The sequence below is a fragment of the Pseudomonas sp. P4_C4 genome, from assembly GCF_056402055.1.
On the sequence record NZ_JBFUID010000002.1, the window covers coordinates 130,294 to 151,600 of the forward strand.

Here is a 21,307-nt window from a genome sequence, read left to right on the forward strand (position 1 = left end):
CGAGTTCCGTGGTCGCCTATTCCGCTGCTTCGACCAGCAGGATCGCGCCTTGCTGGCCAACCACCCGCACGCGGCTACCAAGTGCAGCGTCCGGTCCTCGGGCCATCCACACGCCGTCGGCCACCTTGATTTTGCCGCGACCGTCGATAATCGCTTCATGCACCACAAAGGTTTTGCCGATCAGTTCCTGGCCGCGCAGATTCAGGTGCGGCTGATCGCTCGGACGCATCGCCGTGCGCTGACGCCGCCACCAGTACAACGCGGTGGTGATCGACAGCAGGCCGAACAACAGAAACTGCCATTCCCAGGACAAGCTCGGCAGCAGGAAGGTCAAGACGCCCACGGCTGCCGCGGCCATGCCGATCCACAGCAGGTAACCGCCGGCGCCGAACACTTCGAGAATCAAAAGCACCGTGCCCAGCGCCAACCAGTCCCAGAACGAAAGGTGCTGCAAAAATGCCCACATGGCGCGCCTCAGGCTTTCTTGTTATCGAAAGTGGCCTTGACGATTTCGCCAATGCCGCCGACTGCGCCGATCATTGAACTGGCCTCGAGCGGCATCAGGATCACTTTGCTGTTGTTGGCCGAAGCCAGCTTGCCCAGCGCATCGATGTACTTCTGCGCCACGAAGTAGTTGACCGCTTGCACGTTGCCGCTGGCGATGGCTTCGGACACCACTTTGGTCGCCTGGGCTTCTGCCGCGGCTTGCCGCTCGCGGGCTTCGGACTCCAGGAAGGCGGCCTGGCGACTGCCTTCGGCTTCGAGGATCTGCGCCTGCTTCTTGCCTTCGGCGGTCAGGATCGCTGCGGCGCGCAGGCCCTCGGCCTCGAGGATCTGGGCACGCTTGATCCGTTCGGCTTTCATCTGCCCCGACATCGCCGCCATCAGGTCGGCGGGTGGGCTGATGTCCTTGATCTCGATCCGGGTGATCTTGATGCCCCACGGCGCGGTCGCTTCGTCGACAGTGCGCAACAGTTTTTCGTTGATCCCGTCACGCTGGCTGAGCATGGCGTCGAGTTCCATCGAGCCGAGTACCGTACGGATGTTGGTTTGCAGCAGGTTGCGGATGGCATGTTCGAGGTTGTTCACCTCGTAGGCAGCCTGGGCCGTGTTGACCACCTGGAAGAAACACACGGCGTCGATTTGCACTGTGGCGTTGTCGGAGGTGATGACTTCCTGCGGCGGAATATCCAGCACGCTTTCCATCACATTCATCTTGCGGCCGATGCGGTCCATGACCGGAATGATGACGTTCAGCCCCGGCTTGAGCGTGTTGGTGTAGCGCCCGAAACGCTCAACGGTCCATTCAAAGCCCTGGGGCACGACCTTAAAACCCATGAACAGAATGGCGACCACCAGGCCGACAAAAAGTAAAAGCACACTACCGATCTGCATAACGATTCCTTGTTGATGTGTGGGTCTGTGGAGTTGCAATCGCTGGAGTGTAGCTGTGCCGATGTCGGATAAGTACAGCCGGGCTCAGCTCTGCTCGCTCTGGGGCGTCACCCGCAGAACTTCCTCAATGGTCGTCAGCCCGGCGCCGACCTTTTGCGCTCCTGACAGCCGCAGGCTGCGCATGCCTTCCTTGAATGCCTGCCGCCGCACGGCCAGCAGATCGGTGTCGGGACTGATCAGCGCTTTGATGCTGTCGCTGAGCTGCATGATTTCGTAGACCCCGGCGCGACCGCGATAACCGGTGTCGCGGCATTCCACGCAACCGATGGCACGCTGGGCATTGGCCGGCAACGGTGCTTGCCAGGGCCGGGTCAGGGTTTGCCAGTCGTCTTCGCTCAGCGTCAGCGGCGCCTTGCAGTGCGGGCACAGGGTTCGCACCAGTCGCTGGGCCATGACGCCAAGCACTGTGGCCTTGATCAGGTAATGCGGCACACCGAGTTCCAGCAGGCGGCTGATGGCGCTGGGCGCGTCGTTGGTGTGCAGGGTCGACAGCACAAGGTGCCCGGTGAGCGCCGCCTGGATCGCCATCTCCGCGGTCTCGAGGTCGCGGATCTCGCCGATCATGATGATGTCCGGGTCTTGCCGCATCAGCGCGCGCACGCCGGCGGCGAAGGTCAGGTCGATGTTGTGCTGGACCTGCATCTGGTTGAACGCAGGCTCGACCATTTCGATCGGGTCTTCGATGGTGCAGAGGTTGACCTCCGGCGTCGCCAGCTTTTTCAGGGTGGTGTAGAGGGTTGTGGTTTTGCCCGAACCTGTCGGCCCGGTGACGAGGATGATGCCGTGGGGCTGGCGGGTCATGTCCTGCCAGCGGCGCAGGTCGTCGGCGGAAAAACCAAGCTGGTCGAAGTCCTTTAGCAGGACTTCCGGATCGAAGATCCGCATGACCATTTTTTCGCCGAAGGCCGTGGGCAGTGTCGACAAGCGCAGTTCGACTTCACCGCCGTCCGGGGTCTTGGTTTTCACCCGGCCGTCCTGGGGTTTGCGTTTCTCCGCGACGTTCATGCGCCCCAGGGTTTTCAGGCGACTGACGATGGCCATGGTGACCTGGGGAGGGAATTGATAGACGTTGTGCAGCACGCCGTCGATGCGAAAGCGCACCGTGCCTTGCTCGCGCCGGGGCTCGATGTGGATGTCGCTGGCGCGCTGCTGGAACGCGTACTGGAACAGCCAGTCGACGATATTGACGATGTGTGCGTCGTTGGCGTCCGGCTCCTGGTCGCTGGCGCCGAGGTTGAGCAGCTGTTCGAAATTGCCGAGGGTACTGACTTGCGGGTCGGCGCTGTTCGCCCCGGTGACCGATTTGGCCAGGCGGAAGAATTCGACGCTCAAGCGCTGGATGTCCACCGGGTTGGCCACCACACGCTTGATCGGCAACTTGAGCACGTGGGTCAGGTCAGCCTCCCAGCCACTGACATATGGCTGGGCGCTGGCCACGGTGACCGCCTCGCGGTCGATTGCTACCGCGAGGATCTTGTGGCGCTGGGCGAAGGCATAGGACATCAGCGGGGTCACGGCCGCGACGTTGATTTTCAGTGGGTCGATGCGCAGGTAAGGCTGGCCGGCCTGCCGGGATAGCCACAGGGTCAGGCTCTCGAGGTCCAGCGGTTTGCCGGGACGGCTGAGATCGTCCAGTTGCTGGCTGGCAATGAACTCCAGCGGATGCATCTGGCCAAGGGAGGCGTTGCGGCGGCGGGCATTGAGCGCGTGTTCGGCCGAATCCTGGCTGATAAAACCCTGGGCGACCAGTTCGCGCAGCAGGTCATTGAGATCCAGCCAACGGTCCTGAAAGGCGATTTGAACGGACATACGGGCTCCTTTTGAACGACAGTCGGCAAAGGATAGCCGTGGCCCGGCTGACCGCTGGGCCACTACCCGACGAAGCCGTTTCGGAGTTTTTCAACCCGCCGCTTGAACCGCTTCGGCCCATGTGGAATCAGCTTCTTGCAGCTCCACCGAGCAGACGCTGATCAGGTTACGAAGTTTTTCCGCAATCACTTCCGCGCGGTGCCAGCTCAAACCGTCGATGACGATCTCGATGCTCAGCCAGTCGTCCTGGCGCTGCGCGTTGACCTGTTCCGGCGTGAGCAATTGCAAAGCGAACAGATTGAGAGTGCGACACAGCAGGTCCGGTTCTGCCTCGGCCAGCATTTGATAGCGAACCCGGCAATGGGCGTTGCCGACGTTCCAGACATCGGCGCGGGCAGGTGGGGTGTTCACGGCTTCGAGATACGGCATGGTCTGGCTCCAAAATCATTGGAGAAATGTTTACATCCTGTGCCGGGTATTTCTTCTCTATGATTGGCTGTATTGCAGAAATGAAGAATCAATCAATTCACTTGTTATTCGGTTAGGGGTTTTTTTATGCAAAGCGAACTGGATAGCTACGACCGCAAGATCCTCGCCTTGCTGCAAGAGGATGCTTCGCTTTCCAGCGCACAGATCGCCGAGCAGGTGGGTCTCTCGCAATCGCCGTGCTGGCGGCGGATTCAGCGGATGAAGGAGGAGGGCATCATTCGCGGCCAGGTGACCTTGCTCGACCGCAAGAAAATCGGCCTGAACACGCAGATCTTCGCGGAGGTGAAACTCAATGCCCACGGGCGTTCGAATTTCACCGAATTCACCGAGGCGATTCGCGGCTTTCCGGAGGTGCTGGAGTGTTACGTGCTGATGGGGGCGGTGGATTTCCTACTGCGGATTGTCACGGCGGACATCGAGGCGTATGAGCGCTTCTTCTTCGAGAAGCTGTCGATGGTGCCGGGGATTCAGGAGGTCAATTCGATCGTGGCGTTGTCGGAGATCAAGTCGACGACCAGTTTGCCGGTGGTGCGATAAAGCAAAAAAGATCGCAGCCTGCGGCAGCTCCTACATTCGGATGGAGTACACCCGTAGGAGCTGGCGAAGCCTGCGATCTTTTCGGTATTACAGGCGCAGCAACATCTTCCACGCACGGTTCTGATACACCGCAATCGCCTGTTGCTTGCGCGCATCCAGGACTTCGTCGGTGATCGATTCGTTGGCCAGTTGCGCGAGTTTGTTCAGCTCACCGTACAGGCGATCCATTTCCGGGATCTCCAGTACGTTGCGCGCATGGTGCAGCCAGACCTGGATGCGTTCGATGCGCGGCAGTTGCTCGGCCAGATCTTCCGGTTGTTGCTGGTAGCGCTGCAATTGCAGCGAGTTGGCTTCTTCGCCCAGCAGGCGCGGCAACCAGCTGCCCAGTTGCGCAGCGCCCTGGCGATTGCCACGGGTGTTGCGGTCGGCGGCCCAGGTACGGGCCAGCAACCAGCGCGAGGTGGTCAGGGAGAACAGGCCCCAGCGCGGGTCTTCGAGCTCTTCGAGGAACTGCTCGGGCGCCGCTTTGCGCACGTCTTCATCTTCCAGGCCGGCCTGGACCAGCGGGCGCCAGTCTTCCAGCAAGGCATCGAGGGCGATACGCAGGTCGTGGGTCGACTGACGTGGTGCGGCCTGGCCCAGGCTGCTGATCAGCGCGCGCATTTCCGCGAGGCATTCGACCCAGTCCTGCAACAGGCGCCAGTGACCGTTGAAGCGATACTGCTCGGCCAGACGCTGGCTGCTGCCCAGCAAATGCCAGCTCAGCGCGGCGAACGCGTCGTCCAGCGGCGTTTCGGCGGTGATCTGCGGCGCCGGCAGGCTCAACGAATAGCTGTGGGCGTCGTACAGGCGATAGCCGCGCTCGGCCTTGCTGATGTCGCAGGGCATCAGGGCCAGTTTCTCGGCCAGCTCGGCGGCCAGTTCCAGCAGGGCTGCCGGCTCGCCTTCGCGCAGTTCCAGTTCCAGCTCGCAGATTTCTTCTTTCTGCTTGCCGACCACGACGTGACCCAGATCCAGCGCGGCTTCGATGACCACTTTGGTCTTGCCGCGACCCCAGGCGATTTCCGCGCGTTCGCGCACGAAGTCGGTGGTGAAGATCGGCTTCAGGGTCTTCTTGTCGAGCTCGGCCAGTTCCTCGGGCCAGCATTCGCCGTCGAGTTTCTTCAGGTCGAGCTTGGCCTTGGGCAGGGGCCAGTTGAATTCATTACGCTCGGACAAGCCGGCGACGCTCTGGCCGCGGGTCTTGAGGGTTTGAATCACTTCTTCGCCATCCTTGCGCAGGCGCAGGGCGACTTTGGCCTGGGCCAGGTCGCGCTCGGGCGTGTCGAAGTACTGATTCATCAACTCACGGCGTTCCCAGCCACTTTTGTTGCGTTTTTTCAGTAACGGGTGCTCGCGCAGGGCGGCGAGGGTTTCGCGGCTGACGCGGAGTTTGATTTCGGTTTCTTTCTGCATGGCCGGAAAATCCAGGATCGGGAGCGCAGCCGGGGGAATGTGTGGCTGCCAAGGTCGTGCAGTGTACAGGACTCAAGGTTAGTCCGCGTCGCGACGGTTTATTCCTGCCATCGGTTGGTTCTATGATGGACTTCAATTCGGGTGCCGGGAGTCAGCGATGCCATTGCCGTCGATGAAAGAACAATTCGCTGCGTTGATCGCTGCACCGTCGGTCAGTTGCACCCAACCCAGTCTCGATCAAACCAATCGCCCGGTCATCGATCTGCTGGCGACGTGGCTCGCAGAGCTGGGCTTTACCTGCGAGATCCAGCAGGTCAGCCCCGGCAAGTTCAACTTGCTGGCCAGTTTCGGTTCCGGCCCCGGCGGTCTGGTGCTGGCCGGGCACAGCGACACCGTGCCGTTCGACGGTGCGCTGTGGCAAACCGACCCGCTGAAGCTGACTGAAGTCGACGGTCGCTGGGTCGGCCTGGGCAGTTGCGACATGAAGGGTTTTTTCGCCCTGGCCATCGAGGCGGTCAAGCCGCTGCTCGATCAGCCGTTCAAACAGCCGTTGCTGATTCTCGCCACCTGCGATGAAGAAAGCTCGATGTCCGGCGCCCGCGCGCTGGCCGAAGCGGGGCGACCGCTGGGGCGGGCGGCGGTGATTGGCGAGCCGACCGGGCTCAAGCCGATCCGCATGCACAAAGGCATCATGATGGAGCGCATCGACATCCTGGGGCAGAGCGGTCATTCCTCTGACCCGCGCCTGGGCCATAGCGCCCTGGAAGCCATGCACGATGCCATCGGTGAATTGCGTGGCCTGCGCTTGTTATGGCAGCGCGAATTCCGCAATCCTCAATTCGGCGTGCCGACACCAACGATGAATTTCGGCTGTATCCATGGCGGCGACAACCCCAACCGCATTTGCGGCCAGTGCTCGCTGGAATTCGATTTGCGGCCGTTGCCCGGCATGGACCCCAAGGTCCTGCGCGCCGAGATCCTGCAAAAGCTCAAGCCGGTTGCCGAGCGGCATCAGGTCAAGATCGATTACGCGCCGTTGTTCCCCGAAGTGCCGCCATTCGAGCAGGCCGAGGATGCAGAGTTGGTGCGCCTTGCTGAAAAGCTCACCGGTCATAGCGCCGAAGCAGTGGCGTTCGGCACCGAAGCACCTTATCTTCAGCGCCTTGGCTGCGAAACGCTGGTGCTTGGCCCGGGTGATATCGCCTGTGCCCACCAACCGGGGGAATACCTCGAAATGTCACGTTTGCAGCCTACGGTGCATCTATTAAGACAACTGATCGAACACTATTGCCTGACACCGGCGCCGTTCGTATAAAGGGCGGGCATTTAAATTGCCGGTACCCCAACCCGTATTCATGAGGAGAGCGCGCGTGTCGCCAAGCCTGTTCCGACGATAACCATCAGCCCGCTGTGCGTTTTCAGTTTCGCCCTTTTTTCGGCTGCTATTTATTACAGGCCCAGGTTCATGCCCGAATACGTCAATTGGCTTCGTCACGCTTCGCCTTACATCAACGCCCACCGCGATTGCACCTTTGTCGTCATGCTGCCCGGCGACGGCGTTGAACACCCGAACTTCGGCAATATCGTCCACGACCTGGTGCTGTTGCACAGCCTGGGTGTGCGTCTGGTGCTGGTTCACGGTTCCCGGCCGCAAATCGAAGCGCGCCTGGCGGCCCGTGGCCTGATCCCGCATTACCACCACGGCATGCGCATCACCGATGCCGCGACCCTGGAGTGCGTGATCGACGCGGTTGGCCAGTTGCGCATTGCCATTGAAGCTCGCCTGTCGATGGACATGGCTTCGTCACCGATGCAGGGCTCACGCCTGCGGGTGGCCAGCGGCAACCTGGTGACGGCACGCCCGATCGGCGTGCTCGAAGGCGTCGACTATCACCACACCGGCGAAGTGCGCCGGGTCGACCGCAAGGGCATCAACCGTCTGCTGGACGAGCGCTCCATCGTGTTGCTGTCGCCGCTGGGCTATTCGCCGACCGGGGAGATTTTCAACCTCGCTTGCGAAGACGTCGCCACGCGCGCGGCCATCGATCTGGGCGCGGACAAGCTGCTGCTGTTCGGCGCTGACCTGGGCCTGATCGACGAACACGGGCGCCTGGTGCGCGAACTGCGTCCACAGCAAGTGCCAGCGCATCTGCAACGGCTGGGCAGCAACTATCAGGCAGAATTGCTCGATGCCGCGGCCGAAGCTTGCCGTGGCGGCGTGGCTCGTAGCCATATCGTCAGTTACGCCGAAGACGGTGCACTTTTGACTGAGCTGTTCACCCGCGACGGTGGCGGCACCCTGGTCGCCCAGGAACAGTTCGAAGTGGTGCGCGAAGCGGCCATTGAAGACGTCGGTGGTTTGCTGGACTTGATCAGTCCGCTGGAAGAGCAGGGCATCCTGGTGCGCCGTTCCCGTGAGGTGCTGGAGCGCGAAATCGAGCAGTTCAGTGTGGTTGAACGCGAAGGAATGATCATCGCCTGTGCGGCGCTGTACCAAATCGCCGATTCGGACGCGGGCGAGCTGGCGTGCCTGGCGGTGAATCCGGAGTACCGCCATGGCGGTCGCGGCGATGAGCTGCTGGAACGCATTGAAAACCGCGCGCGGGCTCAGGGGTTGAAAACCTTGTTCGTCCTCACCACGCGCACCGCGCACTGGTTCCGCGAACGTGGCTTTGAACCCAGCAGCGTCGACCGGCTACCGTCGGCGCGGGCGTCGCTGTACAACTATCAGCGTAATTCGAAGATCTTCGAAAAAGCCCTTTGATGTTTTAGCTGTGAGTTTCTTTGTGGCGATGCGGCGTTCCGACAAACCCCCTCGCCAATCGCTTTGGCCGTGTCGCTATCCAGCAGCGCAGCGCTCTGTTGCGCCCTGGCATCCGGAAAAGCGGAACCGGCCACGACCTCCGGATGTTTTTCGGCGTAATCCTTGCGCGTCACCCAGACCTCAAAGTGAAAGAAAATGCGAACGATACACAAACTGTAACAATTGGTCCGGATAGTGCGCGTTTGGACGTCATGGGACCGCCTTTCGGTATAAGATTTGTTTCCAAATTGCGTCAGAAACTAATCGATCTAAAAAATCAAAAATAAATACCGATTAGGAATTGGCTTATGTGCCAAACCTTCTATTCTGGGATGGTTGGGGAGTGGGGAGCTAAATTCCTAAACGGTATTGGAAAAGAATCGGGTAATTCTTTTCAGGTTCATGACGAATTCATGACCCTGCAGGGACCAAAAAACCGGGGGATTAGACTATGGTCGTAGACACACATGGTTACGATTGACTTGTGGGTCACGGTCTGGCGCTAATCGCACATCTTAGGATTTCGGGCGTCGACTCGAGACCAGGAATACAAGAATTAGAATCGAGAGGAGCTACACAATGAACAAGTCCACCTTGGCTCTGGCCGTGGCCGTAGGGGTTTTGGCGCAGCAGGCAGGCGCCGCCGGTTTCCTGGAAGACAGCAAGGCTTCCATCAGCTCTCGCACCATGTATTACGACGCCGATATGCGTGAAGGTGCGAGCACTCCTGCCAACCGTCAGCGCGAAACCGCTGAGGGTCTGAAGTTCGATTACCTGTCCGGTTTCACCCAAGGTACCGTAGGTTTTGGTATCGACGCCCAGGCTCTGGTGGGTATCCACCTGGATGGCGGCAAGGGGCATCACCCGATAGGTAACAGCAACTCATTCTTCCCTAGCGATGGCAATGAGGCGGCCAACGAGTGGAGCCGTCTGGATGGCAACGTCAAGGCTCGCTTCTCGAAGACCGAAGCCCACCTGGGTGGCGCTCTGGCACCTAACCTGCCGATCCTGATCGCGAACGACAGCCGTGTGCTGCCGCAGACCTTTGAAGGTGGCACCATCACCTCCAAAGAAATCGACAACGTGACCTTCAACTTGGGTCAACTGGAGCACGCGTCGGGTCGCGCCTCCTCGAACTCCACTGGCCTGTCTGTGGCTGGCGCTACTCAGGACAGCAACAAATTCCAATACGCCGGTGCTGACTGGAAGGTCACCAAAGACCTCTTGCTGCAGTACTACTATGCGAACCTGGAAGACTTCTACAAGCAGAACTTCCTCGGCCTGGTGCACGTCTACCCGATCGCGGCCAATCAGTCGTTCAAGACCGATATCCGTTATTTCGATAGCAGCTCCGACGGCAAGAACGGCGATCCGGGTTTCCGTTTCAACAACAACAACGGTTTCGCCAAGACCCCGGGTGAGGTCGATAACAAGACCTGGAGCGCCATGTTCACCTATACCCTGGGTGGCAACGCGTTCCTGCTCGGGCATCAGCGTGTCAGCGATGACGGCGGCTTCGTTTTCTTGAACCAAGGCAGTCTTATTGATAGCAACGGTCGTCAAGAAGGTGCCGGCGGCGCGAGCTTCTACTCGTTTACCGACGCCACGGTTGGCAGCTTTATCCGTGCCGGTGAAAACACCACGTTCGGTCAGTACTCCTATGACTTCGCCTCCCTGGGTGTACCAGGCTTGAAAGCTTCGATTGCTTACTTGAATGGCCAGGACATCAAGGCTACCAGCGGTGTTGGTAAAGACCTGAGTGAACACGAGACCGACGCGCGTATTGATTACGTGATTCAAACGGGCGCACTGAAAGGGTTTGGTACGACGCTGCGTCACGGTACCTACCGTGGCAACACCAGCACCCTCGATCAAGACCAGACCCGTCTGATCTTCAACTACACCTACAGCTTCATGTAATAGCCGTAAGAAAAGAGCCCCGTCGATTGGCGGGGTTTTTTTTCGCGTCGAATTTCATATTCCATAAGAAAAGGTTCTATTTCTTTTTTATTCTTTTTAGTTTTTTAATCCGCACCTTAAAGTGCACCTGTCCGACACTCATCCATGAGCTCGGATTTGGCATTTTCCTCCCTCGACAATTGATCAGTTACAGGAATTGGCCTCGCTGCCGATACCTCGGATCTGTTGTGGGAAGTCATATTCCAAAACGGCATTAAAAACCGCTAAAAAATTCTTTTGGCTTTAAGGCCATGTATCCTGCGGCCCGCCAAACGACCGGCCTAGACGGTTTGCCGCGAATTTATGCATTCAGGATCCCGGGCAATCGATTCGGGACCAGGAACATCAGAACTAGAAACGAGAGGAGCGAAACATGAACAAGTCCACCTTGGCCATGGCTGTGGCCGTCGGGGCATTGGCCCAGCAGGCAAACGCCGCGGGTTTTATCGAAGATAGCAAGGCAACACTGGGGCTGCGTAACTTCTACATCAACACCGATTACCGTGACGGCACTGGCCCGAACAAAAACGAAGAGTGGGGCCAAGGCTTCGACCTGCGTTTCATCTCCGGTTACACCCAAGGCACCGTCGGCTTCGGTATCGATGCGATCGGCCTGTTGGGCGTCAAGCTGGATTCGGGCGGCGGTACCAACGGCGCCACGGCGACCTCTTACGGTGGCACGGTTTTCCCGAGCAAAGCCAACGGCGAGGCAGTTGATGATTTCTCCAGCCTGGGCCTGACTGCCAAAGCCAAGGTTTCCCAGACCGAACTGAAGCTGGGCACCCTGCAGCCAAAACTGCCGGTGATCGTGACCAACGACGGCCGCCTGCTGCCGCAAACCTGGCAGGGTGGCCAGATCACATCCGGCGACATCAAGGATCTGACCCTGGTCGGTGGCCAGATCGAAGCCGTTAAAGGCCGTAACTCCAGCAACAATGAGCAGATGTCGATTTCGGGCGCGAACTCTCGCGGCACCAAATTCCGCGACAGCAACAAGTTCATCTATGCCGGTGGCGACTACAAGATCACCAAGGACCTGACGGCCCAGTACTACTACGGCAACCTGGAGGAGTTCTACAAGCAACACTTCCTGGGTCTGGTGCATAACTGGGCCATCGGCCCTGGCGTGTTGAAGTCAGACTTCCGTTATTTCAACAGCTCCGACGACGGTGCCAACGGTCACGACCCTCTGTTCTTCACCACTGGCAATTACAGCGGTGCAGCCAACGGTAAAGGCAAGGTCGACAACAACCTGTACAGCGGCCTGTTCCTGTACTCCGTTGCCGGTCACACCTTCGGCGCCGGTTACCAGGTCAGCAACGGCGACAGCGACTTCCCTTGGCTGAACCAGGGCGACGGATCGTCGGCCTACATCATCACCGACTCGCAAATCCAGAAGTTCGGCCGTGCCGGCGAGAAAACCTGGCAGGCACGCTACGCGTATGACTTCGCCAAGGTCGGCGTACCTGGCCTGACGGCGGGCCTGGTGTACCTGCATGGCGACAATATCGATACCGTTAACGCCAAGGGTGGCGAGGCGGCCAATGGTGCCTCCGAGTGGGAGCGCGATCTGAGCGTGGCTTACGTCGTTCAGGAAGGTCCGCTGAAGAACCTGGGCCTGGCGTGGAAAAACGCTACCTGGCGCACCGACCTGCCGAACACCCGTTCGCAGGACGAAAACCGTGTGATCCTCAGCTACTCGATCCCGCTGTTGTAATAGCGCTCGCGTAATCGAGACAAAAAAAGCCCCGCCCGGTATTACACCGGGCGGGGCTTTTACATTTTCAAGACGGGTTCACCCCCGTAATCCCGCCTTGAAGTTCCCTCTTTGCAGCAACTCAAGGCCTTCTCGAACCTCGTGGCCGATGTTCGGCGGGTTGTGCGTGCACGTCCAGTGAACAGATCTTTAATATTTCTTTATGATCTAAATAAATCGATATTTATTCTTTTTAATAGATAAAAAACACAGGCACAGTTGAACCCATCTAGCACTCACAAGGAGCAGCACCATGGGCCTCAGACTTGGCGATATCGCCCCCGATTTCGAACAGAACTCCAGCGCCGGCATCATCCGTTTTCATCAGTGGCTGGGCGATAGCTGGGGCGTGCTGTTTTCCCATCCGGCGGATTTCACGCCAGTGTGCACCACCGAGCTGGGCTTCACCGCCAGGCTCAAGGATGAATTCACCCAGCGTGGCGTCAAGGCTATCGCCTTGTCGGTGGATCCGGTGGAGTCGCACCACAAGTGGATCGAGGACATCAACGAAACCCAGGATACCGTGGTCAACTTTCCGATCCTGGATGACGCCGACCGCAAGGTCTCGGATCTCTATGACCTGATCCACCCCAACGCCAACGACACCCTGACCGTGCGCTCGCTGTTTGTGATCGACCCGAACAAAAAGGTCCGGCTGACGATTACCTACCCGGCGAGCACCGGCCGCAACTTCAATGAAATCCTGCGGGTGATCGACTCGCTGCAACTCACCGACAACTACAAGGTGGCCACACCGGCCAACTGGCAGGACGGTGATGAAGTGGTGATCGTGCCGTCGCTCAAGGATGAGGATGAAATCAGGCAGCGCTTTCCCAAGGGGTATCGGGCCGTTAAACCGTATTTGCGTCTGACGCCGCAGCCGAATCGGTAAGTCTTCAGCATTTTCGGCGCAGCTGATGCCGCCATCGCGAGCAAGCTCGCTCCCACAGTTGACCGCGTACCCCCTGTGGGAGCGAGCTTGCTCGCGATAGCGGCGGATCAGGCGCAACAGAATTCAAGATGTGTACCCACAAAGCAGGGGATTTTCAGGCCGTTTCGACGGCCTGTTTTTTTGCCTGGAGAATACGAATCTATATATCTCTTAAACGAATAACCAAATGAATAAATATGATTTATGGATATATAAATCAGCTGTTAAGGTCACTCCATCGAAGCGAGATCGCAAGCCGCGAATCGCCAACACCGTGCAAGGAATCGTCTGAATGTTGGTCGTCTCACTCGGTGGCAGTCCCAGTCAGCGCTCTCGTTCCGGGGTGCTGCTGGATCGCTCCCAGCGTTGGTTACAAGGGCAGGGCGTGGAAGTGGTGAGTTACCAGGTACGGGACTTCCCGGCCGAGGACTTGCTGCACGCACGCTTCGACAGCCCCAAGGTGATCGACTTGCTGCAACAGATTGAAAGCGCCGATGGCCTGCTGATCGCCACACCGGTTTACAAGGCATCGTTTTCCGGAGCACTGAAAGTCGTGCTGGATCTGCTGCCCGAACGCGCCTTGAGCCACAAGGTGGTTCTGCCGATGGCCACTGGCGGCAGCATCGCCCACATGCTGGCGGTGGATTACGCACTCAAGCCGGTGCTGTCGGCATTGAAGGCCCAGGAAATGCTGCAAGGGATTTTCGCCGTCGACAGCCAGATCGCCTACGGCGAAGGCAGCGCCCTGGCGCAGTTGGCGCCGGAGCTGGAACAACGACTGAATGAATCGCTGGAGCTGTTTTTCAGCGCCATGGCGCGACGGCCCAAGCCGCTTGATCCGAACCTGTTGAATGATCGTTTGTTGAGTGCTCGCTGGAGCATTTGAGCCTCACCGAAAAATTGAAGTACTGGCCTTACTCGCCCGCCAACGGGCAAGCAGGTGCAGCCAAAACCCAACTGCAAAAAGGAGAGCGCCATGCGCCCTGTCATTTTGCGTCGTGGTCTGGTCGCTCTGTTTGCTGCGGCTGTCACCTTCGGCGCCATTACTCAAGCTCAGGCCGAGACCTTACGAATCGGCTATCAAAAGTACGGCACCCTGGTGCTACTCAAAGCCAAAGGCACCCTGGAAAAGCGTCTCGCCGCCCAAGGCGTGGACGTGCAATGGACTGAATTCCCCGGTGGCCCGCAACTGCTTGAAGGCCTGAACGTCGGCTCCATCGACTTCGGTGTTACCGGTGAGACTCCGCCCGTGTTCGCTCAAGCGGCCGGCGCCGATTTGCTCTATGTCGCCTATGAGCCGCCAGCGCCGCACAGCGAAGCGATCCTGGTGCCGAAGGACTCGGCGATCAAGTCGGTGGCGGATCTCAAGGGCAAGAAAGTCGTGCTCAACAAGGGCTCCAATGTGCACTACCTGCTGGTGCGTGCACTGGAAGACGCCGGCCTCAAATACACCGACATCCAGACCGTATTCCTGCCACCGGCCGATGCCCGCGCCGCGTTCGAGCGTGGCAGCGTCGACGCCTGGGTGATCTGGGACCCGTACCAGGCTGCCGCCGAACAACAGCTGCAAGCGCGCACCCTGCGCGATGGCCAGGGCATCGTCGACAACCATCAGTTCTACCTGGCGACCAAGCCTTATGCGCAGAAGAATCCCGAGGTAATCAAGACCCTGGTGGAAGAAGTGCGCGCGGTTGGCGAGTGGTCCAAGGCTAACCCGCAAGAGGTGACCCAACAGGTTTCACCGCTGCTCGGCCTGCCTGCCGACATCACCCTGACCTCGGTGAAACGCCAGGGCTATGGCGCGCTGTTCCTCACCCCGGAAGTGGTCGCCGCACAGCAGAAAATCGCCGACAGCTTCTACCAGCTCAAGCTGATTCCCAAGCAGTTGAGCATCAAAGACGTGATCTGGACGCCGCCGGCTGCCGTTGCCAAAGCCCAATAAATCGATTCCCCAAGGAGACCACTCCATGAGCCTCAATATTTTCTGGTTCCTGCCTACCCACGGCGACGGCCATTACCTTGGCACCGCTGAAGGCGCACGTGCCGTCGATCATGGTTACCTGCAACAAGTCGCACAGGCAGCGGATCGCCTGGGGTTTGGCGGGGTACTGATCCCTACCGGTCGTTCCTGCGAAGACTCGTGGCTGGTGGCGGCGTCGCTGATTCCGGTGACCCAGCGCTTGAAGTTCCTTGTCGCCCTGCGCCCCGGGATCATTTCCCCGACGGTGGCGGCGCGTCAGGCCGCGACCCTGGATCGGCTGTCTGGTGGTCGTGCGCTGTTCAACCTGGTGACGGGCGGTGATCCGGAAGAGTTGGCGGGCGACGGTCTGTTCCTCAGCCACGAAGAACGCTACCAGGCCTCGGTGGAGTTCACCCGTATATGGCGTCGGGTGCTGGAAGGCGAAACCGTCGATTACGATGGTCAGCACATCAGCGTGAAAGGCGCGAAATTGCTCTATCCACCGATCCAGCAACCGCGTCCGCCACTGTACTTCGGCGGCTCTTCGGATGCCGCGCAAGACCTGGCCGCCGAACAGGTGGAAATGGTCCTGACCTGGGGTGAGCCACCGGCCGCTGTGGCGGAAAAAATCCAACAGGTCCGCGCCAAAGCCGCCAAGCTTGGCCGCACCGTGCGCTTCGGCATTCGTTTACATGTCATCGTTCGCGAAACCAATGAAGATGCATGGAACGCCGCGGATCGGCTGATCTCCCATCTCGACGACGAGACCATCGCTCGTGCCCAGGCCTCGCTGGCGCGTTTCGATTCGGTCGGTCAGCAACGCATGGCCGCGTTGCATGGCGGCAGCCGCGACAACCTGGAAGTCAGCCCGAACCTGTGGGCCGGCGTCGGCCTGGTGCGCGGCGGTGCCGGTACGGCGCTGGTGGGCGATGGTCCAACCGTGGCCGCCCGCGTGAAGGAGTACGCGGACCTCGGCATCGATACCTTCATCTTCTCCGGTTATCCACACCTGGAAGAGTCGTACCGGGTGGCCGAACTGCTGTTCCCACACCTCGATATCGAACGTCCCGAGCTGCCGAAAAGTGCCGGCTACGTCAGCCCGTTCGGCGAGATGGTCGCCAACGACATTCTGCCCAAAGCCGCGTCCCAGAGCTGAGGCGCGGTCATGAAGAAAATCATCCACAGCCTGGCGCCCTGGGCATTGCCGGTGTTGCTGCTGGCGGTGTGGCAGTTGAGTGTGTCGGCGGGCTGGTTGTCGACACGGATCCTGCCGGCACCGATCGCCGTGATCGAAGCCGGCGTGAACCTGGTGCGCAGCGGCGAAATCTGGACACACTTGGCCATCAGCGGCTGGCGTGCCGCGCTGGGTTTCACCATTGGCGGCGGCATCGGTTTGACCCTGGGCTTTATCACCGGCCTGTCGAAGTGGGGCGAGCGTCTGCTCGACAGTTCGGTGCAGATGATCCGCAATGTGCCGCACCTGGCGCTGATTCCGCTGGTGATTCTTTGGTTCGGTATCGACGAGTCGGCGAAGATTTTCCTGGTGGCGCTGGGCACGTTGTTCCCGATTTACCTCAATACCTATCACGGCATCCGCAACGTCGACCCGGCGCTGGTGGAGATGTCGCGCAGTTATGGCTTGTCCGGTTTCGGTCTGTTCTGGCAGGTGATTCTGCCGGGGGCGCTGCCTTCGATTCTGGTCGGCGTGCGCTTTGCCCTGGGTTTTATGTGGCTGACGTTGATCGTGGCGGAAACCATTTCCGCGAGTTCCGGCATCGGCTATCTGGCCATGAATGCCCGGGAGTTTTTGCAGACTGACGTGGTGGTGCTGGCGATTCTGTTGTACGCGGTGCTCGGCAAACTGGCCGACCTCGCGGCCCGTGGACTTGAGCGTGTGTGGCTGCGCTGGCACCCGGCGTATCAGGCTGCCAAGGGAGGTGCAGCATGATCGCGGAACAACCTCCACGCCTGCTGCGCGGGATTCCGCTGGCGGTGCGCAAGCTGCAAAAAACCTTTGGCTCGCGACAGGTGCTGCGCGAGATCGACCTGCACATTCCGGCGGGCCAGTTTGTCGCTGTAGTGGGCCGCAGTGGTTGCGGTAAAAGTACCTTGCTGCGCTTGCTCGCTGGCCTCGATCAACCCACGGGCGGTGAGTTGCTCGCCGGTGCTGCGCCCTTGAGTGAGGCACGGGAAGACACGCGGTTGATGTTCCAGGAGGCGCGTTTGCTGCCTTGGAAAAAGATCATCGACAACGTCGGTCTGGGCCTCAAGGGCAACTGGCGGCCGCAGGCGCTTGAAGCTTTGGAAGCGGTGGGCCTGGCCGATCGCGCCCACGAGTGGCCTGCAGCGCTGTCCGGTGGACAGAAGCAACGCGTGGCTTTGGCCCGTGCGTTGATTCATCAGCCGCGCCTGCTGTTGCTCGACGAACCCTTGGGTGCGCTGGATGCCCTGACCCGAATTGAAATGCAGCAACTGATCGAACGGCTCTGGCAACAGCATGGCTTCACGGTGTTGCTGGTGACCCATGACGTCAGTGAAGCCGTGGCGATTGCCGATCGGGTGATCCTGATCGAAGACGGCGAAGTCGGCCTCGACTTGCACGTGGAACTGCCGCGCCCCCGGGTCCGTGGATCCCATCGGCTGGCGGTGCTGGAAACCGAAGTCCTCAATCGCGTGCTGGCGCTGCCCGGCCAGCCGCCGGAACCGGAACCTGTTTCACCCTTGCCCACGCAATTGCGCTGGGCTCAATAACTCAAGTCTTACCCAACGACAGGAATCAACATCATGACGATCAAGGCCATCAACGTTCGCAACCAGTTCAAAGGCTCCATCAAGGAAATCGTCCTCGGCGACGTGCTCTCGGAAATCGACGTGCAAACCGCGTCCGGCATCGTCACTTCGGTGATCACCACACGCTCGGTGAAAGAGCTGGAACTGGCGGTCGGCAGTGAAGTGATTGCGTTTGTGAAATCCACCGAGGTGTCGATCGCCAAGTTGTAAGCCGTATGCGTAAACAACAACCCCGGACGGTTTTAGCCCTTCGGGGTTTTTGTTGGCCTTGCTGGCGGTGGTAGAGTCCGGTGTGGATTTTTTTCGCAGCAAGGATTGGCGACAAGGAGATCAAAGATGACAGTCAGGATTTCGGATTACATTCATGGTGTGGCCCTCTCGAAGCTTGCCCGATGGGCCGACCTGACGCCCTGGGAGCTGGTGAGCAATGCCCCCGAGCGTGTGCGCGAGCTACTCAAGCAGTTGCCGGATGATGATTACCAGGTATTGGATGATATTGCCGTCCACCGCACGGCGCAGGTCGAAGAGGGCGCCATTCTCAAGGCGCCGCTGATCATTGGCGCTGGCTGTTTTATCGCCGCCGGTGCTTATCTGCGTGGTGGTTGTTGGCTGGATGAGCATTGCATCATCGGCCCCGGCGCCGAGCTCAAGTCTTCCTTCGTGTTCGGCGGCAGCAAACTGGCGCACTTCAATTTTGTCGGTGATTCGGTATTGGGTGCCGGAGTCAATCTGGAAGCGGGCAGCATCGTTGCCAACTATCGCAACGAGCGTGCTGACAAAGCTGTGAACGTGCGGGTCGATGATGTGCTGGTGCCGACCGGTTGCGACAAGTTTGGCGCGCTGCTGGGCGACGGATCGCGGCTCGGTGCCAACGCGGTCGTCGCACCAGGCGGGTTGTTGCGACCAGGAACAGTGATTCGACGCCTGGCACTTTACGATTGCGAAGTGATTTAGTGCATCAGTCGCCGAGGGTGCGCTTGGGCAGGTAAGGCGGCAGGTACAACCCCAGGTAAGCATCAAACACCCGCATTCCTTCCTCGGCCATGCGCGGCGTGATCTGTCCGTGCTGTTGCACTGAGCGCGCATACACCCGGTCACCCAGCTCCATGGCCAGGGCAAACACATCGACATCGTCGGGAAGCTTCGGCAGCTCGAAGTGATGATCGAAGAGTTTGTGCATCAGGTCGCCCAGTTCGATGTCGTGCTGGCGGTCGGCCTGGGTGACTTCGGTCAGGCCATGCTGGGCCAGAATGAGTTGGCGGGCGGCAGCGTCCTCTGCGTAGATGTCGAGCATGCGTTGTTCCACCAGTCGCGACAGATCGCGCCAGCCGTTCAAGGCAGGATGATCGATAGGGGCTTGCAGGCAGGCGCGGAAGGCGGCGTGGACATCGGCGGTCAGGGCTTCGAGCAGGGCAGGCACGCTGGCGAAGAAGTGGTAGACCGAGGAGGGCGGAATCTCCGCGCGCTCGGCGACACTATAGATCGACAGGCTGGCCACGCCCTCGGCAGCCAGCAGCGTACGGGCCGCATCGAGTATCGAATCGATCCGGGTCTGGCTGCGTGCGCGGGGTTTGCGGGGGGTGGCTACGCGTGTCATTGGAGTCTCCTGCGGGGCAGCGGGCATTGTACGAGTCGGGTTGTGTGTTGTCTTCTCGGCCGCCTTCGCGATCCGCCGAAGGCGGCCATAAAAAAACGCCGCAGGCTATGAGGCCGGCGGCGTTTCTTCGCTACTGCAACCGATTAAACGGTATGCAGGTACCAGTTGTACTCGAGGTCGGAGATGGAGTGTTCGAACTCCTCCAGCTCGCTCTCTTTACAGGCCACGAAGATATCGATGTATTTCGGATCGATGTACTTGGCCATGACTTCGCTATCGTCCAGCTCGCGCAGTGCATCACGCAGGTTGTTCGGCAGGCTCTGCTCGTTCTGCTCGTAGCTGTTGCCTTCGACCGGAGCGCCAGGCTCGATCTTGTTGACCAGGCCGTGGTGCACGCCCGCCAGGACCGAAGCCATCAGCAGGTAAGGGTTGGCATCGGCGCCGGCCACGCGGTGTTCGATGCGCACGGCATCGGCGGAACCGGTCGGTACTCGAATCGCCACAGTGCGGTTATCCAGGCCCCAGCACGGCGAGTTCGGCACGTAGAACTGTGCGCCGAAACGACGGTACGAGTTGACGTTCGGGCAGAGGAACGCCATCTGCGCCGGTAGGGTCTCGAGCACACCGCCGATCGCGTGACGCAGTGCGGCGTTCTGCTCGGGATCCTCACTGGCAAAAATATTCTTGCCGTCTTTGTCGAGAATCGAGATGTGGACGTGCAGACCATTACCCGCCTGGCCCGGGTAAGGCTTGGCCATGAAGGTGGTGTCCATTTCATGGTCGTAGGCGATGTTCTTGATCAGTCGCTTGAGCAGGACCGCGTAGTCGCAGGCCTTGATCGGGTCAGCCACGTGGTGCAGGTTCACTTCGAACTGCGCCGGGGCACTTTCCTTGACGATGGCGTCGGCCGGAATCCCTTGCTCTTTTGCACCTTCCAGAATGTCCTGGAGGCAGTCGACGTATTCGTCGAGGTCGTCGATCAGGTAGACCTGAGTCGAGTGCGGACGTTTGCCGGAAACCGGCGAGCGAGGTGGTTGCGGACGACCGTTCACGTTCTCCTGGTCGATCAGGTAGAACTCCAGTTCGAACGCGGCGCAGATGGTCAGGCCCATTTCGTCGAACTTGCGTACCACATTGGCCAGCACTTCACGCGGGTCGGCGAAAAATGGCTCGCCTTCGAGTTCGTGCATGGTCATTAACAGTTGCGCGGTCGGGCGCTTCTGCCATGGCTCGTTGCATAGGGTATCGGGGATTGGATAGCAGATTCGGTCAGCATCACCGATGTCCAGGCCCAGGCCGGTGCTTTCCACCGTCGAGCCATTGATATCCAGAGCAAATAGAGAGGCCGGCAGGTTGATGCCTTTCTCGTAAACCTTGTGGAGGCTGGTGCGTTCGATGCGCTTGCCGCGCACCACACCATTCATATCCGCAATCAGAAGGTCAACGTACAGAACCTCAGGATGTTCCTTAAGGAACGCGTTCGCTTCGTTAAGCTGAACGGCACGCGGGGGTACCGACATGATGCAACACCTTTGTTGTTAAAAATATCAATCATTGATCTTTTCGGATTCCAGTCAACCCGAATGGCATGCCGAAGTCAAGCGAGGCCTTTTTTGCCCTAAAAAAGCGCTCGTGGGGCTTTTTTGAGGCGCTTTTTGGCGTTTTTATGCCCTTGGCCCCTGTGGCGCCCGCAGGCTTGAGCGGGCCGTGTTGTATTTTTTACGGGGGTGTTGTGTAAAAAAATGAACAAGGCTAAGCTCGAATCA

The 21,307-nt window shown here is 59.5% G+C and carries 20 protein-coding genes and 1 pseudogene; 13 read left to right on the plus strand and 8 right to left on the minus strand.

Features of this window, described 5'->3' with window-relative positions:
* Positions 1-16 precede the first annotated feature (16 nt).
* The 4 genes from AC1DXW_RS02185 to AC1DXW_RS02200 all read right to left on the minus strand — a co-directional run bounded on the left by AC1DXW_RS02185 (position 17) and on the right by AC1DXW_RS02200 (position 3,693).
* Positions 17-466 carry an NfeD family protein gene (locus AC1DXW_RS02185; RefSeq protein WP_477759739.1) on the minus strand — a complete coding sequence of 150 codons (450 nt, stop codon included), beginning with the start codon at positions 464-466 and terminating at the stop codon, positions 17-19.
* Positions 467-474: 8 nt separating this feature from the next.
* Positions 475-1,395, minus strand: coding sequence for an SPFH domain-containing protein (locus tag AC1DXW_RS02190; RefSeq protein ID WP_046039079.1), 921 nt, complete (start codon positions 1,393-1,395; stop codon positions 475-477).
* 84 nt (positions 1,396-1,479) lie between these two features.
* The gene (gene tfpB / locus AC1DXW_RS02195; RefSeq protein WP_477753084.1) at positions 1,480-3,264 is read right to left on the minus strand and encodes a type IV pilus assembly ATPase TfpB; all 1,785 of its coding nucleotides are present in this window, start codon (positions 3,262-3,264) and stop codon (positions 1,480-1,482) included.
* Between the two features lie 90 nt (positions 3,265-3,354).
* Positions 3,355-3,693: a hypothetical protein gene (locus AC1DXW_RS02200; protein WP_477753083.1), complete on the minus strand. Its 339-nt coding sequence runs from the start codon at positions 3,691-3,693 to the stop codon at positions 3,355-3,357.
* 126 nt (positions 3,694-3,819) lie between these two features.
* Here AC1DXW_RS02200 and AC1DXW_RS02205 point away from each other — a divergent pair, with 126 nt between their 5' ends.
* On the plus strand, positions 3,820-4,290 hold the full coding sequence (locus AC1DXW_RS02205) for an Lrp/AsnC family transcriptional regulator (RefSeq protein ID WP_007993158.1): 471 nt from the start codon (positions 3,820-3,822) through the stop codon (positions 4,288-4,290).
* Positions 4,291-4,377: 87 nt separating this feature from the next.
* Here AC1DXW_RS02205 and AC1DXW_RS02210 read toward each other — a convergent pair whose 3' ends face one another.
* Positions 4,378-5,745, minus strand: coding sequence for a CYTH domain-containing protein (locus tag AC1DXW_RS02210; protein ID WP_477753082.1), 1,368 nt, complete (start codon positions 5,743-5,745; stop codon positions 4,378-4,380).
* A 157-nt stretch (positions 5,746-5,902) separates the two neighbouring features.
* Here AC1DXW_RS02210 and argE point away from each other — a divergent pair, with 157 nt between their 5' ends.
* A complete protein-coding gene (gene argE, locus AC1DXW_RS02215) occupies positions 5,903-7,060 on the plus strand; it encodes an acetylornithine deacetylase (protein ID WP_477753081.1) in 1,158 nt (385 codons plus the stop codon).
* Positions 7,061-7,210: 150 nt separating this feature from the next.
* Complete coding sequence (gene argA, locus AC1DXW_RS02220) at positions 7,211-8,509, plus strand: amino-acid N-acetyltransferase (RefSeq protein WP_477753080.1); 1,299 nt, start codon at positions 7,211-7,213, stop codon at positions 8,507-8,509.
* 50 nt (positions 8,510-8,559) lie between these two features.
* Here the strand turns inward: argA and tauA are convergent.
* Positions 8,560-8,694, minus strand: a pseudogene (gene tauA, locus AC1DXW_RS02225) (taurine ABC transporter substrate-binding protein); the annotation flags it as partial.
* A gap of 433 nt (positions 8,695-9,127) precedes the next feature.
* On the opposite strand from tauA, the gene AC1DXW_RS02230 reads away from it, so the two are divergent.
* From AC1DXW_RS02230 to AC1DXW_RS02275, 10 genes are all read left to right on the plus strand, one after another.
* Positions 9,128-10,468 (plus strand): OprD family outer membrane porin, encoded by a 1,341-nt coding sequence (locus AC1DXW_RS02230; protein ID WP_477753079.1) that lies wholly within the window; start codon positions 9,128-9,130, stop codon positions 10,466-10,468.
* Between the two features lie 412 nt (positions 10,469-10,880).
* Positions 10,881-12,224 (plus strand): OprD family porin, encoded by a 1,344-nt coding sequence (locus AC1DXW_RS02235; RefSeq protein ID WP_477753078.1) that lies wholly within the window; start codon positions 10,881-10,883, stop codon positions 12,222-12,224.
* Between the two features lie 292 nt (positions 12,225-12,516).
* A complete protein-coding gene (locus AC1DXW_RS02240) occupies positions 12,517-13,155 on the plus strand; it encodes a peroxiredoxin (protein WP_477753077.1) in 639 nt (212 codons plus the stop codon).
* 331 nt (positions 13,156-13,486) lie between these two features.
* Complete coding sequence (gene ssuE, locus AC1DXW_RS02245; protein WP_046039099.1) at positions 13,487-14,080, plus strand: NADPH-dependent FMN reductase; 594 nt, start codon at positions 13,487-13,489, stop codon at positions 14,078-14,080.
* Between the two features lie 90 nt (positions 14,081-14,170).
* Positions 14,171-15,136 carry a sulfonate ABC transporter substrate-binding protein gene (locus tag AC1DXW_RS02250; RefSeq protein ID WP_477753076.1) on the plus strand — a complete coding sequence of 322 codons (966 nt, stop codon included), beginning with the start codon at positions 14,171-14,173 and terminating at the stop codon, positions 15,134-15,136.
* 25 nt (positions 15,137-15,161) lie between these two features.
* Positions 15,162-16,310 (plus strand): FMNH2-dependent alkanesulfonate monooxygenase, encoded by a 1,149-nt coding sequence (gene ssuD / locus AC1DXW_RS02255; protein ID WP_477753075.1) that lies wholly within the window; start codon positions 15,162-15,164, stop codon positions 16,308-16,310.
* 9 nt (positions 16,311-16,319) lie between these two features.
* Entirely contained in the window at positions 16,320-17,102 is a 783-nt protein-coding gene (gene ssuC / locus AC1DXW_RS02260) for an aliphatic sulfonate ABC transporter permease SsuC (protein WP_477753074.1), read from the plus strand.
* A complete protein-coding gene (gene ssuB / locus AC1DXW_RS02265) occupies positions 17,099-17,905 on the plus strand; it encodes an aliphatic sulfonates ABC transporter ATP-binding protein (protein WP_477753073.1) in 807 nt (268 codons plus the stop codon). Before ssuC ends, ssuB begins: the two co-directional genes overlap by 4 nt.
* Before the next feature lie 33 nt (positions 17,906-17,938).
* The gene (locus tag AC1DXW_RS02270; RefSeq protein ID WP_007967989.1) at positions 17,939-18,154 is read left to right on the plus strand and encodes a TOBE domain-containing protein; all 216 of its coding nucleotides are present in this window, start codon (positions 17,939-17,941) and stop codon (positions 18,152-18,154) included.
* 126 nt (positions 18,155-18,280) lie between these two features.
* Positions 18,281-18,898 (plus strand): LbetaH domain-containing protein, encoded by a 618-nt coding sequence (locus AC1DXW_RS02275; RefSeq protein WP_477753072.1) that lies wholly within the window; start codon positions 18,281-18,283, stop codon positions 18,896-18,898.
* Positions 18,899-18,902: 4 nt separating this feature from the next.
* Here AC1DXW_RS02275 and AC1DXW_RS02280 read toward each other — a convergent pair whose 3' ends face one another.
* Both AC1DXW_RS02280 and AC1DXW_RS02285 read right to left on the minus strand, forming a co-directional pair.
* Positions 18,903-19,541 (minus strand): TetR/AcrR family transcriptional regulator, encoded by a 639-nt coding sequence (locus AC1DXW_RS02280; RefSeq protein ID WP_477753071.1) that lies wholly within the window; start codon positions 19,539-19,541, stop codon positions 18,903-18,905.
* 143 nt (positions 19,542-19,684) lie between these two features.
* Positions 19,685-21,061 (minus strand): glutamine synthetase family protein, encoded by a 1,377-nt coding sequence (locus AC1DXW_RS02285; protein ID WP_015097275.1) that lies wholly within the window; start codon positions 21,059-21,061, stop codon positions 19,685-19,687.
* Positions 21,062-21,307: the final 246 nt, after the last annotated feature.